The organism is Streptomyces antioxidans (genome assembly GCF_000968685.2).
Lineage (GTDB): Bacteria > Actinomycetota > Actinomycetes > Streptomycetales > Streptomycetaceae > Streptomyces > Streptomyces antioxidans.
In genome coordinates this window covers 179,025-195,535 of sequence record NZ_LAKD02000032.1, presented here as the reverse complement: position 1 = coordinate 195,535, position 16,511 = coordinate 179,025, and the positions used below count along the sequence as shown (strand labels likewise).

The window sequence follows — 16,511 nt, the reverse complement described above, 5'->3', positions numbered from 1 at the left end:
GTGGCCCCCGTCTCGCCCCAACAACGGTGATCAGCATAGGACGGGGGCCACTTGGCGGGTCAGCCGCGGTAGGTGCGCAGATAGTCGAAGCGCGCGAGCGCGCCCGCGGTGTTCTGCGCGATCAGACCGATCCTGAGCTTGCCGAGCGCCGGCAGGGTCCAGACGCCGGTGTGGACCCAACGCACACCGTCCGTGCTGGTGGCGGCGCGCACCTCGGTCTCGTCCCGCGCGGTGTCGGCGTGGTACGACAGCCGCATCCACAGCGTGTCCGCGGGCGGGCCGCCGAACATCGGCCCGTAGGCCACCGGTGTCGGCGGTGTGGTGGTGGGACGCTCGCCCTCCTTCGCGAACTCGGTGACGTGCGTGACCTTCCCGTCCGTGTGGCTCACCGGGAGCACCGCGTGCACCAGCTTGTAGTAGCGGTCGTCGGTCCCGTACAGCACCAGCCCGGCCTGCTGATTGGTGCGCCCCGGAGCGAACCGGAGCCTGGTCTCGACCGTGTAGTCGCCCGGGGGAGCGGCCCGGGTCAGCACCGACGCCGTATTGGTGCCGAGCTGGAGCTCGGCATCCTCAGTGGGCCAGGACAGGGCGCCACCGGACACCGCGACCCCGGACGCCGGTCCGCGCACCCAGGACCACGGCGAATCCGCGGTGGTGCCGGGGACGGTGGCGGTGTCGAACTCATCGCTGTAGGCGGGCAGCGGCGGACCCGGCACCCGCTCGGGGACGCGGCGGGTGACCGGTGTGTGGAGCGCCGCGGCCCCCACGTTGTCCGCCGCCGCACCGGCGCCCCGGGCGGCCACGCCGACCTTGCCGGAGCGCACCGCCGCCGCGGGCAGCGGCCGCTCCTGGGTGGCCACCGCGTCCCGCAGCCGGTCCGCGCTCACCTCCACGGTCATCCGGGTGCCGCGGATCTCCGCGGCCACGTTGTGCCAGGTGTCCCAGGCGAAGTCGGGCGGCAGCGGGGTCGTACGGATGCCACGGCTGCGGCCGTCCACCCGTACGTCCGTCACCAGTGCGCCGCGCCGCCGGTCCAGCCACGCCACCACGGCATCGCCCGGGCCGGTGTACCGGACCAGCAGCCCGGCCGCGCCGGTGGCCGAGGTGACCCGCAGATCGGCTTCGGCGCGCCGGGCAGCCGGGGCGGACCGGTCCGAGACCAGCTGGGCGGCGCCGGTGGGATTCCCGCGCGGTGTGACGAAGCCACGGGCGTCCCGCTCATGGCCGACCCTCCAGCCGCCACCGCCGTGCCACCCCTTCAGCGAGCCGTCGTTGAAGGTGCCGCCCGCCGCCCAGGAGGCCACCGGGGCCCGCTGGGCGCCCCGGGAGGCCCCGGCCCCGGCCCCGGCCCGTGCCACCGGCCAGCCGTCGATCCAGTCTAGCCGGTCCATCAGCATCGGGCGCTTGGACAGCTTCAGCGTGCCGCCCGCGGCCGGTTTGAGATCCGGGTCGCCGGAGGAGATGGCGTGGTAGACGAGCCAGTCCTGGCCGGACAGATCGGTCTGCAGGGCGTTGTGCCCGGGGCCGATCCAGCCGTTGCCGTTCGCGGTGAGCACCACGCCGCCCTTGCTGGTGGCGACCGTCAGCGGAACGCCCCCGTCGTCCACGAACGGGCCGGTCGGGCTGGTCGCCCGGCCGACCTTGACCTGGTAGCCGCTGTAGGCGCCGTCACAGCAGCCCGCGTCGGAGTAGAACAGGTAGTAGTGGCCACCGCGCCGGACGACGAATCCGCCCTCCATCCGGCGGCCCTGCGCCACTTCGGTCACCGCGCCCTCGATACGGGTGCGGGCGGCGTTCATCTTCGCCACGCAGATCGTGTCGTAGCTGCCCCAGTACAGATACGGCTGACCGCCCTCGTCCGTGAACTGCGCCTGGTCGATGTTGCCGGTGGCGCAGCCGCTCGGCGAGGGCAGTACGGCTCCGCGGTCGGTCCAGGGTCCGGTGGGGGTGGGCGCGGTCGCCACTCCGACGGTGTTCTCCGAGGACACCGAGTAGAAGAGGTTGTAGTGGCCGTCCACATAGCGGATGTCGGGGGCCCACAGCCGGGCGCCCTTGTGCCAGGCGGGTTTGGTCTCCGGGGTGAAGACCTCCCCGGCGTACTCCCAGTGCGCCAGGTCGGCCGAGCGGAGGATCGGCAGCATCCGCTCACCGTCCTCGCCCTTGCCCTGGAACACCGGGTTCTGGGTGCCGTACGCGTACCACACGCCGTCCTTGCCCCGGACCATCACCGGGTCGGGGAAGGTGTCGACCACTCCGGCCGTGAGGGGGTTGCGGTAGGTGGTCGCCCGGTGGGCCGTGGTGGTGCGCTCCGCCGCCGGATGTGCGGCGGCCGTCGAACGGGCCGCGGGCAACAGCCCGGCCAGCAGTGTGCACAGCAGCGCGGCGACGAGGGTGCCGGGGCGGTGCCGGGCGCTCCGGCTGCGGCGTCGTCTCATCTACGCGGTCCCTTCCGGCTCGAAGGAGCTCAGGCTCGGGTCGTGGTCCAGGTCGCCGATGTCGAACATCGGGGTCATCCAGTGGTAGAAGTTGTCGCCGCGCTCCCGCAGCAGGTCGTACAGGCGGCGCGTCAGACGGCGGCGCACGGGCAGCAGCTCGGGGTGGTCATAGCGGTTGGTCAGCTCGTGCGGGTCGGTATCCAGGTCGTACAGCTCGTTGACCGACTCGGGGTTGACGATGAGCTTGTGGCGCTCGTCCCGGATCATCCGCTGCGGATACGGGAAGTGGTGGCCGTGGAACTCGGCGAGCAGCTCGGCCGGCCACCGCGGATGTTCGCCCCGCACCAGCGGCACCAGGCTGCGGCTGTCCACCGCCGGTGAGGTGTCGCAGCCCGCGAGGTCCAGGATGGTGGCGGTGCAGTCGGTGAGGCTGACGAACTCCTGGCGCACCTGTGGGGCCGCCCCTGGGATCCGGATGATGCCGGGGATGCGGTAGATGTCCTCGTACATCGCCGGGCCCTTGTCGTGCAGCCGGTGGGCGCCGGTGAACTCGCCGTGGTCGGCGGTGAAGAACACCGAGGTGTCATCGGCGAGCCCGAGCTCGTCGAGCCGGGTGAGGATGCGCCCGATCTGCTCGTCGATCAGCGTGACATAGCCCCAGTAGACCGCGATCAGCTTGGTGGAAACCTCGATCGGGATGGTGTCGAAGGTCCAGTGGGCGCTGTAGTTGCGCTGTACCGGTGGTTTTCCCTCGAAGGTCTCGGCGATCGAGGCGGGCAGCTCCACCAGACCGGGGTCGTAGCGGTCGAAGTACGCGTCGGGCAGCAGATACGGCAGATGCGGCCCGAAGAAGTGGGTGGCCAGGAAGAACGGCCGCCCGTCCGCGGCGTAGCGCTCCAGCTGCTCGATGGCGCGGGTGGCCAGATAGTGCTCGAAGGTGGCCTCCACCGGCTGGTGCAGCCGCGCCGCCAGCAGATTGCCCGGATTGCCGTTGGGCGTGGTGCCGCGGATCGGATCGGATATCCGGTACGGCGGCAGGCCGCGCTCCTTCAGGTACGCCGCGTAGTCCGGGTGGTCGACGGGGTTGTGCCAGCCGGGCAGATCGGGCCCGTCGAAGCCGTACGAGGCGGCGTTGCGACGGGTGCCGACATGCCACTTGCCGACCAGTCCGAGCTGGTAGTCGCGCTCGGCCAGGGCGCCGGGGAAGGTGAACGCGTCCTCGCGCAGATCCTCCAGATAGCCGACGTTGCGCTCGTAGTTGGCCAGCAGCCGGTGGCGGAACGGCGCCTGCCCGGTGAGCAGGCTGGCGCGGGCCGGAGTGCAGATGGCGGTGGGGGTGTAGAAGCGGTCGAAGCGGGTGCCGGTGGCCGCCAGCCGGTCGAGGTTCGGTGTGGCCACATGCGGATTGCCGTAACAGCCGAGGGTGTCGACGCGGTGCTGATCGGTCATCAGGAACAGCAGGTTCATCGGGCGGCCGCCTTGGTGTAGAGGTCACCGGCGTAGAACGTGGCCGGGTCGGGGGACTTCGTCAGCTGCCCGGTCCTGACGAAGAACTGGCTCATGCCGTCCAGCCACTTCCCGACGGTGCCGTCCTCGGTCCTGGCCACCAGCTCGGCGGTCGTCATCGTCTTCACATGCTTCGCGTCCGCCGCGACCTTCGCCTCATCGGCCTTCAGCAGCTTCGCGGCCAGCGCGATGGACTCCTCGGCGTGGGCGGCCCGCCAGTCATTGGCCTCCTGGAGGACCTTCACCACCTTCTGGTCGCGCTCCGGCTTCGCCTTGGCAGCGGAGACGAACGCGGTGGGGAAGGAGGAGCCCGGCAGGTCCTCGGTGCTCGCCACCTCCCTCATCCCCGGCACCTTCTCCTTGATGGTGTCGATGAGCGGATACCAGATCCCCGCGCCGTCGATCTGCCCGGAGGAGAACGCGGAGACGACGGTGGGCGCGTCCATCACCACCTTCGAGATGTCCTTCATCGTCATCCCGGCCTTCTGCAGCGCCAGATTGAGCGCCATCTCACCGGAAGTGCCCTCGGGGACGCCGACCTTCTTGCCCCTCAGGCCCCGGATCGAGGTGATACCGGGCCTGGCGATGACCCGGTCGGCGTAGGTGAGGGTGTCGATGGCCACGATGGTGGCCTTGCCGGAGGCGGGCAGCCACAGGGCGCCAGGGCCGATGTAGCCGTAGTCGAGATTGCCGGTGCGCAGGGCCTGGATCTGGACCGGGCCGTTGACGAACACCTTGGGCTCGGCGCTCAGTCCGTGCTTCTTCCACAGGCCCCGCTCCTCGGCTATGGCCAGCAGGCTCGCTCCGTTGTAGTCGGCGATATAGCCGAACCTGACCGAGGAGCCGCCGCCGCTGCCGGAGGACGAACAGGCCGCCACCGAAAGTGCCGCCCCGGTCGCGGAGAGTGAGATCATGAAGTCGCGTCGGCTCATCCTCATCGCGGGTGAGTCCTCTCGGAGAAGTAAGTGAAGAAGTGAGTGGGGTTGGGGAGTTGGGGTCAGACGGCGGAGCCGGCCGGTGACTGGTGGTAGACGTGGGTCCAGACGTCATTGCGGATGCGCGCGAACTCCGCGGAGAGCCGGATCTCCTCGGTCCGCGGATAGGGGAGGTCCACATCGATGACCCGGTGGATCCGCCCGGGCCTGGCGGCCATCACCACCACCCGCTGGGCCAGGTACACCGCCTCGTCGACGTCATGGGTGATGAACAGGACGGTGCGCCGCTCCTGAGTCCAGGTGTCCAGCAGCTGGTCCTGCAACTGCACCCGGGTCAGCGCGTCCAGCGCCCCGAACGGCTCGTCCATCAGCAGGACTTCGGGGTCCACGGCGTAGGCCCGGGCGATGGCGCAGCGCTGTTTCATCCCCCCGGAGAGGGTCTTGGGCAGGGCGTCGGCGAAGTCGTCGAGCCCGACCAGCTCGATGGCGTGGTCGGCGCGGCGTCGGCGCTCCTCCGCGGGTACGTGTGCCAGCTTCAGCCCGAACTCGACGTTGCCGCGCACCGTCAGCCACGGGAACAGCGCGTACTGCTGGAAGATCACCCCACGGTCCGGCCCCGGCCCGGTGACGGGCGCGCCGTCCACCGTGACCGTGCCGGAGGTGGGCTCCACCAGTCCGGCCACCATCGACAGCAGGGTGGACTTGCCGCAGCCGGACGGGCCGACGACCGCCACGAACTCGCGGTCCCCGATGTCCAGCGAGACCTGGCCGAGGGCGGTGAAGGTGGTGCTCTTCAGCGGGTAGGTCTTGACCACGTCCCGGAAGGAGATCTTGGGGCTCATCGACGCTCCTGCCACGCGGTGAGACGGTGTTCGGCCAGCAGCAACAGCCGGTCCATGACCAGGCCGATGACGCCGATGGTGATGAGGCCCACGAAGATCGTGGGTACGTCGTAGTAGGTCTGGGCGTGGACCATCTCGAAGCCGAGACCCTTCTGGGCGCCGATCATCTCGGCCGCCACCACGGTCGCCCAGGCCGCGCCGAGCCCGATGCGCATGCCCACCAGGATGAACGGCGTGGACGCCGGGATGACCACCTTGAGGAAGACGGTGCGGTCCGAGGCGCCGAGCACCCGCGCCGCGTCGATCAGCGTCCGGTCCACACCGGTCACTCCCTGGAAGGCGGCCACCACGCAGGACATGAACGCCGCCAGGAAGATGACGAAGATCTTCGGTGTCTCGCCGATGCCCATCAACACGATCACCAGTGGGATCAGCGCGAGTGGCGGGATCGTACGGAAGAACTGGACGTACGGCTCCAGCAGGCCCCGGGCCACCGGATACCAGCCCATCAGGAAGCCCACCGGCACGGCGACCACGGTGCCGAGCGCGAACCCCAGGAGCACCCGCTGGAGGCTGGCCAGCGCGTCCTCGGTGAGGGTTCCGTCGGAGAGCAGTTCGCGGGCCCGGGAGCTCACGGAGAGCGGTCCGGGGATGTCCGCGAGCCCCGCCGCGGCGGTCAGCGCCCAGAGGGCGATGGCCAGGACGAGGGCGATCAGATTGAACACGAGGGGGTGGACGGTGTGTCGCGCGCCGCGTGGCGCCTTTGGTGTCGTGGGGGTCTTCTCGGGCGCGGTGACCACCGTCATGGACGCCTCGCGGGGTACATGGGTTCTCCTCTCCGGCCCGGGACCGGGCCGGATCAGCCCGGACGGGCCGGGTACTGGCTGAGCAGGGGGGATTCACGCAGGACAAGGGCGATACCGCCCAGGGCGCCACCGGTCTCGCCGAGCGCCGCCGGCCTCAGGTCCACACGGTCCCGTGAGATCGGCATGATGTGCGCGCGCAGCGCCCGTTCGACCGGCTCGAAGAGCGGTGGGCCCGCCGCGGCGAGCTCACCACCGAGCACGATCACCCCGGGGCCGACCGCGTTGCACACCGCCGCCAGCACGGTGCCGATATGGGTGCCGGCCGCCTCGAGCGTGCGCAGCGCCACCGGATCGCCGGCCTCCAGCGCCCCGAGGAGCGCGGCCAGGCCGTCCGCGTGGCCGCCCGCGCGGCGGTAGGCGGCGAGCACGGCACCCACCGAGGCCACCGTCTCCAGGCAGCCGGTGGCGCCGCACGAACATCGTCCGTCGCCCGACTCGACCGCGATATGCCCGAACTCGCCGGACAGGCCGTACGCCCCGCGGTGCAGGGCACCGGCCACCACGAGACCGCCGCCCACACCGTGCGACAGCCGGAGATACAGCACGTCCTGACCGCCCGCCGCGGCGCCCCAGGTGGCCTCGGCGAGCGCGGCAAGACGGGTGTTGTTGTCGAGCAGTACCGGGGCATCGAAACGCTTGCGCAGCAGGGCGGGCAGATCGGCGGAGCGGCAGGGCCGCGCGGGCCCGGTGCCGGGTCCCGAGCCGGGCTCCGCGGCGGCGTCCTCGACCGGGCCGACGACACCCACGCCGATGGCGTTCAGCGCGTCCAGCCGGAGGGCGCCGTCGGCGAGCGTGCCGACCAGCCGCTCGGCCAGGGCGATCCGCTCCTCCCAGGGCAGCCCCGGATCGTGCGGCTCACTGGCCGAACCGATCACTTCGTGGGCGACGTTGACCGCGGAGACATGCACCGCCCGGCGGGCGAAGTCGATGCCGATGGCCTGGCCCGCGCTGGGGTTGAGGGTCAGCGCCTCCACCGGCCGCCCCCGCCTGCGCGGGGCCGCTCCGGGCGCGGTGGCGACCACGGCGCCGGTCTCGATCAGCCCGGCGACGATATCGCTGAGGGTCGTCCGGGAGAGCCCGCTGTGCTGCCCCAGTTCGGCCCGGCTGAGCGGACCGTGCTTGCGCAACAGGTCCAGTACCAAGTCCTCATGGCCCCGCCGAAGCCGGGCCAGCGGGCCGTCCTGATGGGGGTGCATGCCGACCAGCATGCGCATGGCGATCTATTTCGTCAACACCCCGGAATAAAAGAGGGCTCAGGCCTCCCGCACGCAGCGGAAGCCGAGGTTGCCGGTGGAGCTGTCGGGGGTGTTGGAGGTGCGGGCGGCCACCCGGTAGCGGTTGCAGTACGACTGGTGGCACAGATAGGAGCCGCCGCGCATGACCTTGGCGAGGCCGGTGGCCGGGCCGCCGGGACCGGTGCGCGGCCGCTCGGCGTGGTCGGTGGACCACCAGTCGGCGCACCACTCCCACACGTTCCCCGACACGTTGTACAGACCGAATCCATTGGGCTCGAAGGCGTCCACCGGGGCCGTCCCCCGATAGCCGTCCTCCGCCGTGTTCTTGGTGGGGAAGCGCCCCTGCCAGATGTTGCAGCGGTGCACACCGCCGGGGGTCAGCTCGTCGCCCCAGGGGTACCGGCGCCCGACCAGCCCGCCACGGGCGGCGTACTCCCATTCGGCCTCGGTGGGAAGCCGGGCCCCGGCCCACCGGCAGTACGCCACCGCGTCGTTCCAGGAGACATGGACCACCGGGTGGCGGTCCCGCTCACCGAGCCCACTGCCCGGCCCCTCCGGCGCCCGCCACGAGGCCCCCTCCACCCCGCACCACCAGGGCGTTCCCTCGGGGCGCGGTGCGCCACGGCGCAGCGCGGCGGGCAGGAACCCGGCGAACACATAGGACCAGCCGAACCGTTCGGCCTCGGTGATGTGGCCGGTCTCGCGTACGAAGCGGGCGAACCGCTCATTGGTCACCGCGTGCACATCGATCCGGAACGCGGCCACGGTCACCTCCCGGATCGGCCCCTCGCCATCGGGGGGGAAACCCTCCGCGTCCTCGGCCCCCATCAGGAACGCCCCGCCCGGCAGCGGTGCCGTGTCCGCCCCGTCGCCACCGGTCCCGGCCGGGTCCGCCCCGAGGCGGCCGGTCTCCGCCGGGTCCGCCCGGTGCCCGGCCGCGGGGGCGGTGACGGCCGCGCCGCCGCCGCGCGACGGTGCGCAACAGCCGGTGGTGCCTGCCTGGCTACGGTCCATGCGATTCCCTTCCGGGCCTGCGAGACGGTGATGGGCGGGACGCCCCGCGGAGACGCTGCCCGCGGTGGGTGCCGAGTATTTCACCGGATATCGTCCGCGGGCCCGCCACCTCCCCGCCCGGTGCCCGCCCCCTCCTTCGTCACGTTCCACCACACCTGCTATAGCTGTTGGCTGACTCTTCATCACGGCGACATCTCCCGCCGACGCCCAAGGAATGCGATCATGCTGACCTGAGCATGCCAACCCCCACCTTCCCGGCGTGCGAGCACGCCGCGGTCGTTCAGGAGGACGCAGTGAAGAAGAGTTCACGGATCGGCAGAGTGTCCGCCATCCTCGGCAGCGCCATCGCGCTGGTCGTGGCCTTCCCGGGCAGTGCGCTCGCGGACCCGCCCACGGCCCTGCCCGCCAACGCGGACGGTACGGAGCAGACGTTCGAGCCCGCCTTCGACTACGACACCGACGGCTGCTACCCCACGCCCGCCATCGGCCCCGACGGGACGATCGCGGAAGGGCTCAACCCGAGTGGCGCCCTCAACGGCCAGTGCCGCGACTCCTGGGACCTGGACAACACCAACGGATACTCCCGCTCCAAGTGCAACAACGACTGGTGCGCGATCATCTACGGCCTGTACTTCGAGAAGGACCAGGCCGTGGCCGGGAGCGGTCTCGGCGGCCACCGCCACGACTGGGAGCATGTCGTGGTGTGGGTGCAGAACGACGAGGCCAAGTACGTCGCCACCTCGGCCCACGGCAACTTCAACATCTACAACCGGGACCAGATCCGCTGGGACGGCACCCACCCCAAGGTCGTGTACCACAAGGACGGCCTGAGCACCCACTGCTTCCGCCCGGCGAACGACAACGACGAGCCGCCGGAGAACCACCACCAGACCTGGCAGTACCCCGCGCTGGTCGGCTGGAACGGCTACCCCGCCGGGCTGCGTGACAAGCTGAGCCAGGCCGACTTCGGCAGCGCCACCCTCGGCCTGAAGGACGACACGCTCAACTCCCACCTCGAGAAGGCCAAGCCGTCCGACATCCCCTTCGACCCCAACGCATAAGCGGCACCGCCCCGGGAGGCGACGGGGCGTCAGCCCCCGCCCCCCGGGGCCGGGTGTGCTCCCCGGCGCGGGTCAGCTCCGGGGAGGCCCGGCCACGGGCGGCTCGACCTCGAGGTAGCGGTGGCGGCGCGGCCCCCGGTACTCCAGCGCCTCCCACCCCAGCCGCCGCAGTACCTCCGCACACCTCCGCAGCGCGCCCTCCGCCGCGTACCCGGCGCCACTTCCCGGCGGCCCCAGCCACTCGACCCGTACCACCCCGGTCCGCTCCGCCGCGCCGAGGCAGTAGCCGGTCGCCGTGCGGCGGCCCGCCGCGTCGACCGCCGACGGCGGAACACCGGCGGCCTCCAGCGCCAGGGCCACGGCCCGCACCGGCTGACGCCGCTCCCAGTCGGCGGGCGCCCCCTCGGGATCGGCGGCGCCGGTGTTCATCAGCCGGCGGATCTGCAGCAGCCCCTCGAACGCGGTCCGCACCGCGGCCCCGCGGCCACGGTCCTCGTCGGCGGGGAGCTCCGCGGCGCCGGTGGCCACCTCGAACTCCGCCATCCCCTGCCCCCTTCGGACCTGGCCCTCCATGCCCTCCCGGGCCCGGCCGCGCCGCTCAGCGCCGCCGCGAACGGTCGGCCCCGACCGGCACGGCACCGGCGAAGTCTTCCGGAGCCTCCTGGGTCACATTGTGGCCGATGCCCTTCAGCGTGATCGCCCGTGCGGCCGACACCCCCCGCTCCTCCGGGCCCGACAGCATCCCCGTGATGGGCCCCTACTCGTACTCCTCCTCCTCGGCGAGCCCGCGCTCCGCGGTCACCGCCAGCCTGCGCTTGATCACAGCGGCCGCCGCCAGGGCGCTCGTGGTGAACGCCGCCGCGATCAGCCACGGCCGGTCCAGCACATGGCAGGTGAGGTGGTCCAGGGAGTAGCGGCCTGGCCCCGAGATCCCGAGTGCCGCCGCCGAGCAACCCAGCAGCGCCGGGAACTCATAACCCCCGGACTGGGTGAAGAACCCGGCCGGTGCGTGCACCGACACCGCCCCCGCCATCGTCCCCGCGGCCGCCGCCCCGGCCGCGGGAGTGGCGAGGCCCAGCACGAGCAGCAGCCCGCCGCCCGCCTCGCCCAGCCCGGCCCCCACCGCGCTGACCCGCCCCGGACGGAAGCCCATCGCCTCCATGACCTCGGCGGTACGGGCCACTCCCTCACCCCCGCACCAGCCGAAGAGCTTCTGAGTGCCGTGCGCGACCAGGACCCCGCCCACGCCGAGGCGCAGGGCGAGCAGTCCGAGGTCCTTGCGGTGGGTGATGGGGTCTCTTCCGCTCCGGCGCATGGTGTCTCCTCCGCTCCCGTACGGGCACACCACGGGCGGCCGCGCGGCGTCTCACCCAGTCTCGGTACGCCTCCCGGGCCCCGCCGTCGCTGCTACGCCATCGGAGTGCATCAGCTCCGTCGTGGTGACCGCGTGCAGAGAGCGCCCGCGCAGACCGTCGAGGAGCGGGGGAAGCGCGGTCAGGGTCCCGGGGTGGCCGAAGTGCAGGCTGACCACCGAACCGGCGCGGACCTGGCCGAGCACCGTGTCCCGCACAGCGGCCGGGCCCGGGTCCTGGAAGTCGAGCGAGTCCACGTCGTAGGAGAGGACGTGCGGGTATCCGGCGCGGGCCGCGAGACGGGTCACGAGGTCCGTGGCGGTACGGGCCTGCGACGGCCGGAACCAGCTGCCGATGGCCCCGGTGAGGCGGCGCAGCCGCTCGGCACATTCGGCGATCTCCGCGTACGCCTGGTCGGCGGGCAGGGCGCACACGGCGCGGTGCCGCATGGTGTGGTTGCCCAGCTCATGGCCGCCGTCCAGGACCCGCCGGGCCATCTCCGGGTGTTCGTCCAGCCAGGTGCCGACGGCGAGGACGGTGACCCGGGCCCCGGCGCGCTCGGCCTCGGACAGCAGCGAGCGGGCGAGCCCCGCGTCGCCCTGGCCGTGGAAGGTGAGGGCCACCGCGGTTCCGCCACGCGGCCCGTGGACGATCCGCGGTGGCAGCCCGGGGAAGCGCACCGGTCCGCGCGGCGCGTGCCCGGCGGGCGTGGCGCCGTCCGAGACCACCCCGGAGGAGGGCGTCTCGCCGGCACCGGCCGGTCTGGACGACGAGGAATCGGCGTGGTGGCCGCAGCCGGCGCCACACGTCGTGGCCGCCACGGCACCGCTCGCGGACCGCAGAACATCACGGCGGGAGGGAGAGGACATCTGCAGCATGAGAACACGCCCCGGCCGGTATGCGGCGGTTCCCCTCCGGCGGAGGGTGTTTTTCCGTCGAACGCCTCGCCCGCGCCCGCACCCGGGCCAGGGGCACGTCGACGGAGCCCCTTGGCACGCGTGGCACGCTGGGCCCTTGCAGAGTTCGTGCACCACCGAGGAGACAGGCCGCCGTGTCGCAGAACCCCCCACCAGAGTCCATCGCCGAGCCGGAGGTGCTCACCGAGGAGGGACGACTCCACAAGGACCTCGGATTCTGGGCCCTGACCGCGATCGGGTTCTCCAACATCCTGGGGTCCGGGTGGCTGTTCGCGGCGCTGTACGCCGCCCAGACCGCCGGCCCCGCCGCCCTGCTGTCCTGGATCGCGGCGGGTGTGCTGTGCGCCCTGATCGCGCTGGTCATGGTGGAGCTCGGCGCCACTCGCCCGGAGGGCGGCGGCACCGTGCGCTGGCCGCTGTACGCCAGCGGACGGCTGGTCGGCACGCTGGTCGGCTGGTCGGTGCTGCTCTCGGTGGGCGGTACGGCGGCCGAGATCAGCGCCATCATGGAGTACGCCGCGCACTATCTGCCGGGGCTCTACAACGGCACCACCCTCAGCGCCTCCGGCGTCGCGGTGGCCGTCGCGCTGAGTGTCGTGCTGACGGCCTTCAACTGGTTCGCGGTGCGGATATTCGCCCGGCTGAACAATCTGATCTCGGTGTTCAAGGTCGTCGTCCCCCTCCTCACCATCGGTGCGCTGTTCCTGTCCGGCACCCACTCCGGACGCCTCACCGAGCACGGCGGTTTCGCCCCGTACGGCTACGCGGCCTGCCTGACCGCACTCGCCGGCGGCGGCATCGTGTACTCCGTCAACGGTTTCCAGGCGCCGCTCGACTTCTCCGGTGAGGCCCGCAATCCGCGCCGTAACGTACCGGCCGCGGTGCTCACCGGGATCGGGCTGGCCGTGCTGGTCTACCTCGGGCTCCAGCTGGCGTTCCTGTACACGGTGCCCGAGGCGCTGCTGGGTCACGGCTGGAAGGGCGTCGACTTCGAGTCGCCCTTCGGACAGCTCGCCCTGGTGCTCAACCTCCACTGGCTGGCCACGCTGCTCTACGCCGACGCGGTGGTCTCCCCGGGCGGATCGGCCTATGTGGGCGTGGCCATCGACGCTCGCCATACGTACGCCCTGGCCAAGAACGGTCTGCTGCCCCGCTTCTTCATGCGCATCCATCCCTGGTCCGGAGTGGCGCGCCGGGCGCTGCTGCTCAACCTCGCGGTCATCGTCGTCTTCATGCTGCCCTTCGGCGGCTGGCAGGACATCGTGAGCGTGATGGGCGACATGTATCTGCTGATCTACGCCGCCTCGGCGGTGGCCGTCGCGGCGTTCCGGGCACATGACCGCGAGCGGGGAGTGGCACGGGCCGAGGGCCAGGTGCCGGGGGTGCACTGGATCGCACCGGTGAGTTTCGTGGTGGCCAGTGAGTTCGTCTACTGGTCCGGCTGGCACGATCTGCGGCTCGCGCTGCCCTTCGTCCTGCTCGGCGCCGTGTTGTTCCTGCTGCAGCGCCGCGAGGACGGGGACACACCGCTGGGGGAGGAGCTGCGGCGCGGCGCCTGGCTGGTCTTCCACCTGGCCGCGCTGACCGCGCTGTCGTGGCTGGGCACCTTCGGTGGCTCCGGCCGCCTCCCGGCGCCGTACGACACCGTGACGGTGGGCGTCCTCGCGCTCGCCGTGTTCCTGTGGGCGGTCCGCGCGGGCGCCCAGCACCTGCGGACCTCGCGGATCAGCGCAGCGTCGCGGTGAAGCTCCGGCCGTAGGCGCGGCGGGTGGTGACGACGATCCGGGTGCCGCCGGGGACCCGGCTCACCCGGACACCGTCGTCCGCCGCCACGGTCCGCATCCTCCGGCCCCGGATGACGACCGAGACCGTGTCGCGCTCGGTGGTCGGGTCGGACACCGCGACCGCCACGCCGCCGTCGTGGGTCTCCCGCAGGATCACCGAGGCGGGCCCGCGCACCGACAGCCGCCCGGCGTGGTGGCCGCCGGGGGCGAAGGCGTTGAGCGCGGTGATCCGCAAGTCCCGGTGGGCCACGGCCTGGAGCCGGGTGGTGTTGGCCAGGACGGCGAGCGGATGACGGGCGTAGCCGCCCAGTTGGCGCTCGGTGGCGTTCGGGACGAGGGCGTACGCCATCGAGGTGTGCGGCGCGTCAGCGGCTCGCTCCACCGTGACCGCGAAGAGCTGTTTGGTCACCGGTGTGTCGGGGTTGGCGAGCCGGACCGCGCGGCGGCTGCGGGTGACGGTGTCCAGTGTGACGGTGGGCGGCGGGCCGTCCAGGAAGACATACCCGACCGAGGCGGCCCGGGTGGCATTGGCGTAGCGCAGCCAGGCGAGCGGGGCCGTGCCGGTGCCGGACCAGTGCGCACCGCCGCGGCGCCGCCCGGTGAGGGTGAGGGTGTCCGAAGGCGCGGCGATCCGGGTGTCGAGGGTGGTCGTCACCGGGCGGCCGGCGGCGTCGCCGACCCCCGCGGCCAGCACCACGATCTCGTCGTCGAACAGGAACCACGACTTGGTGGCGTCGGCGTCGCGGTACACCACGAAGTCCTCGGGCAGGTCGCCCGCCTGCTTCGCGGCGTACGCCACGTCGTCGGACTGGACGAACCCCGCCACCCCGTACGGGCCCAGGGCGGCGCCACCGGAGAACGGGTGGGTGCTCCGGGGGAAGTAGACATAGGTGTTCTGCGACTCCGAGGAGGAGGTGAAGCCACGCTCGGGGTTGTCGTACCAGGGCGTGCCGTAGAGCTCGGGGACCGTGCGGCGGGTCTCCACGGGGGCGGTGACACCGGCGAGGCGGTGGGGCGGCACGGCGGTGAGGTAGTCGACGCCGAACGCCTGGGTCTGGTCCTGGCCGGACAGATACAGGTGGTGGGCACCGTCCCCCTGGAACCAGGGCATCAGGTTCTCCCCGCTCATGTACTCGTATCTGCTGATCCTGGACGAGCTCCGGGCCAGGGCGAAGGCGTAGCCGGGGCGCCGGTGGACGGTCCTGTCCATCGCGTTGAACGCCACATGGTGCTCGGCGGGCCCGAGGTCGCCCGCCGGGACCGAGGAGTCGGCGAGGATGTCGGCGTAGGCCGTGATGGACACCGGGGACACGAACGCCGAAGGGTCGAGCGTGGCCTTCGAGGTCTGCCGCAGATACGCCACATAGCCCTTGAGCGCCGTGGCGTCGGCGCCGGTGGCATGGGCGGACAGGCCCACCACGGCCTCCACCACCTCGGCCGCGTCGGCGTATCCGGTGGCCGGCCGGGACACCCCGCGCCCCTTGACGATCTCCATCAGCCAGCCCTCGAAGAGCAGCGGTGCGAAGCCGTCCACCACCCACCCCTGGGCGACCCGGACCAGCTGGTCATCGGTGGTGTAGCCGGTGCCGTCGAGCATCTTGACGCTCTGCACGACACGGGTGAGCAGGCCCTTGCCGTAGGAGCCCGTGTAGGCCACGGACGCGTGCTGGATGAAGGAGCCGTCGGCGTAGAAGCCGTCGGTGACCCCGTGCCGCAGCTCATACGGGTCGATGGTGGCCAGGATGGTCAGCTGGTCGGCGAGGGCCTTGGCGATCCGGGCGTCGTCGCCGAGCACGGCGCCCTGGAGGACGCGGTTGGTGGTGATGTCTGCGAGGTTGGCGCCGGTGTGGAAGCGCGAGTCGAGGTCGACGTCACCGTCCTTGCCGTTTCGCAGATACGCGTCCATCGAGGCCACGTAGGTGGCGGCGAGATCGGGCCGGTAGGCGGCGAGTTCGTCCGCGAGCAGCGCCAGCACCTTGCTGACGTGGGTGGAGATGCCGATCTCCCAGGTGAACCAGTTGCCGTAGTAGCCCTTGGACTGGTCGCCGTAGTAGTGCTCATGGAGCCATATCAGACCGTCGATGACGCGTCGCTGGACACCGGTGTCGCCGTAGAGGCCGGAGGGTGTGCCGCCGTCCGGTGTGCGGGTGGCGAGGGCGATCTCGTAGAGGTACTGGAAGGAGCTGACCAGGTTGGGATCGCTGGTGCCCAGGGCGAGACCCTGGAAGAGCTCGCCCTGACCTGCGCGGTCCATCGCGGTGAGCCGGGAGCGGGCGGTCGCGGCGATGGCGGCGAGCTTGGCGCGCGGCTCGGGGCGGGCGTTGGTCTCCCGCGTCCCGGCGAAGACGGCCACGGTGTTGTCGATCAGCCGGGTGTGAGCGGCCCCGGCCGTCGTACCACCGGCCGCGGCCGGACCTCCCGCGGCCCGTGCCCGCAGCGGCAGGGCCACGGCGGCCAGGGCGGCGGACGGGAGCGTGGAGATGAGGGCACGGCGCGAGAGGGGCACGGACACGCTCCAACGGTCGACGGGGTCCGGCGGGAACCGACGGACCATTGAAGCAACC

Annotated in this window: 13 protein-coding genes; 2 read left to right on the top strand and 11 right to left on the bottom strand. The window is 71.9% G+C overall.

What is annotated here, in order from left to right; translation table 11 throughout:
* Positions 1-59 precede the first annotated feature (59 nt).
* The 7 genes from VT50_RS14040 to VT50_RS14010 are packed head-to-tail and all read right to left on the bottom strand — an operon-like array spanning position 60 to position 8,833.
* Positions 60-2,435, bottom strand: coding sequence for a glycoside hydrolase family 43 protein (locus VT50_RS14040; protein WP_046088376.1), 2,376 nt, complete (start codon positions 2,433-2,435; stop codon positions 60-62).
* Complete coding sequence (locus VT50_RS14035) at positions 2,436-3,902, bottom strand: sulfatase family protein (protein ID WP_046088375.1); 1,467 nt, start codon at positions 3,900-3,902, stop codon at positions 2,436-2,438.
* A complete protein-coding gene (locus VT50_RS14030; RefSeq protein ID WP_046088374.1) occupies positions 3,899-4,879 on the bottom strand; it encodes an aliphatic sulfonate ABC transporter substrate-binding protein in 981 nt (326 codons plus the stop codon). Before VT50_RS14030 ends, VT50_RS14035 begins: the two co-directional genes overlap by 4 nt.
* Positions 4,880-4,938: 59 nt before the next feature.
* Complete coding sequence (locus VT50_RS14025) at positions 4,939-5,718, bottom strand: ABC transporter ATP-binding protein (RefSeq protein WP_046088373.1); 780 nt, start codon at positions 5,716-5,718, stop codon at positions 4,939-4,941.
* The gene (locus VT50_RS14020) at positions 5,715-6,524 is read right to left on the bottom strand and encodes an ABC transporter permease (protein ID WP_046088372.1); all 810 of its coding nucleotides are present in this window, start codon (positions 6,522-6,524) and stop codon (positions 5,715-5,717) included. Before VT50_RS14020 ends, VT50_RS14025 begins: the two co-directional genes overlap by 4 nt.
* Positions 6,525-6,577: 53 nt before the next feature.
* Positions 6,578-7,792, bottom strand: coding sequence for an ROK family transcriptional regulator (locus VT50_RS14015; protein WP_046088411.1), 1,215 nt, complete (start codon positions 7,790-7,792; stop codon positions 6,578-6,580).
* A 45-nt stretch (positions 7,793-7,837) separates the two neighbouring features.
* Entirely contained in the window at positions 7,838-8,833 is a 996-nt protein-coding gene (locus VT50_RS14010; protein ID WP_075200451.1) for a formylglycine-generating enzyme family protein, read from the bottom strand.
* Positions 8,834-9,126: 293 nt separating this feature from the next.
* Here VT50_RS14010 and VT50_RS14005 point away from each other — a divergent pair, with 293 nt between their 5' ends.
* Complete coding sequence (locus tag VT50_RS14005; RefSeq protein WP_046088371.1) at positions 9,127-9,894, top strand: NPP1 family protein; 768 nt, start codon at positions 9,127-9,129, stop codon at positions 9,892-9,894.
* A gap of 72 nt (positions 9,895-9,966) precedes the next feature.
* On the opposite strand, the gene VT50_RS14000 is transcribed toward VT50_RS14005, so the two are convergent.
* The 3 genes from VT50_RS14000 to VT50_RS13990 form a co-directional block, all read right to left on the bottom strand.
* Positions 9,967-10,437 carry a hypothetical protein gene (locus tag VT50_RS14000; protein ID WP_046088370.1) on the bottom strand — a complete coding sequence of 157 codons (471 nt, stop codon included), beginning with the start codon at positions 10,435-10,437 and terminating at the stop codon, positions 9,967-9,969.
* A 214-nt stretch (positions 10,438-10,651) separates the two neighbouring features.
* Entirely contained in the window at positions 10,652-11,209 is a 558-nt protein-coding gene (locus VT50_RS13995) for a DoxX family protein (RefSeq protein ID WP_063893245.1), read from the bottom strand.
* Between the two features lie 51 nt (positions 11,210-11,260).
* Positions 11,261-12,115, bottom strand: coding sequence for a polysaccharide deacetylase family protein (locus tag VT50_RS13990; RefSeq protein ID WP_046088408.1), 855 nt, complete (start codon positions 12,113-12,115; stop codon positions 11,261-11,263).
* A gap of 182 nt (positions 12,116-12,297) precedes the next feature.
* Between VT50_RS13990 and VT50_RS13985 the strand changes: the two genes are divergently transcribed.
* The gene (locus VT50_RS13985; RefSeq protein ID WP_078840851.1) at positions 12,298-13,908 is read left to right on the top strand and encodes an APC family permease; all 1,611 of its coding nucleotides are present in this window, start codon (positions 12,298-12,300) and stop codon (positions 13,906-13,908) included.
* Here VT50_RS13985 and VT50_RS13980 read toward each other — a convergent pair.
* Positions 13,889-16,453 (bottom strand): polysaccharide lyase family 8 super-sandwich domain-containing protein, encoded by a 2,565-nt coding sequence (locus VT50_RS13980; protein WP_107424799.1) that lies wholly within the window; start codon positions 16,451-16,453, stop codon positions 13,889-13,891. The two genes, VT50_RS13985 and VT50_RS13980, sit on opposite strands and share 20 nt — an antisense overlap.
* Positions 16,454-16,511 lie beyond the last annotated feature (58 nt).

Excerpts from the sequence above, each read along its gene's own strand:
- VT50_RS14025 (WP_046088373.1), bottom strand. The coding sequence starts at position 5,718 with ATGAGCCCCAAGATCTCCTTCCGGGACGTGGTCAAGACCTACCCGCTG.
- VT50_RS14000 (WP_046088370.1), bottom strand. The coding sequence starts at position 10,437 with ATGGCGGAGTTCGAGGTGGCCACCGGCGCCGCGGAGCTCCCCGCCGAC.
- VT50_RS13990 (WP_046088408.1), bottom strand. The coding sequence starts at position 12,115 with ATGTCCTCTCCCTCCCGCCGTGATGTTCTGCGGTCCGCGAGCGGTGCC.
- VT50_RS14020 (WP_046088372.1), bottom strand. The coding sequence starts at position 6,524 with ATGACGGTGGTCACCGCGCCCGAGAAGACCCCCACGACACCAAAGGCG.
- VT50_RS14010 (WP_075200451.1), bottom strand. The coding sequence starts at position 8,833 with ATGGACCGTAGCCAGGCAGGCACCACCGGCTGTTGCGCACCGTCGCGC.
- VT50_RS14015 (WP_046088411.1), bottom strand. The coding sequence starts at position 7,792 with ATGCTGGTCGGCATGCACCCCCATCAGGACGGCCCGCTGGCCCGGCTT.
- VT50_RS13995 (WP_063893245.1), bottom strand. The coding sequence starts at position 11,209 with ATGCGCCGGAGCGGAAGAGACCCCATCACCCACCGCAAGGACCTCGGA.
- VT50_RS14030 (WP_046088374.1), bottom strand. The coding sequence starts at position 4,879 with ATGAGGATGAGCCGACGCGACTTCATGATCTCACTCTCCGCGACCGGG.
- VT50_RS14040 (WP_046088376.1), bottom strand. The coding sequence starts at position 2,435 with ATGAGACGACGCCGCAGCCGGAGCGCCCGGCACCGCCCCGGCACCCTC.
- VT50_RS14035 (WP_046088375.1), bottom strand. The coding sequence starts at position 3,902 with ATGAACCTGCTGTTCCTGATGACCGATCAGCACCGCGTCGACACCCTC.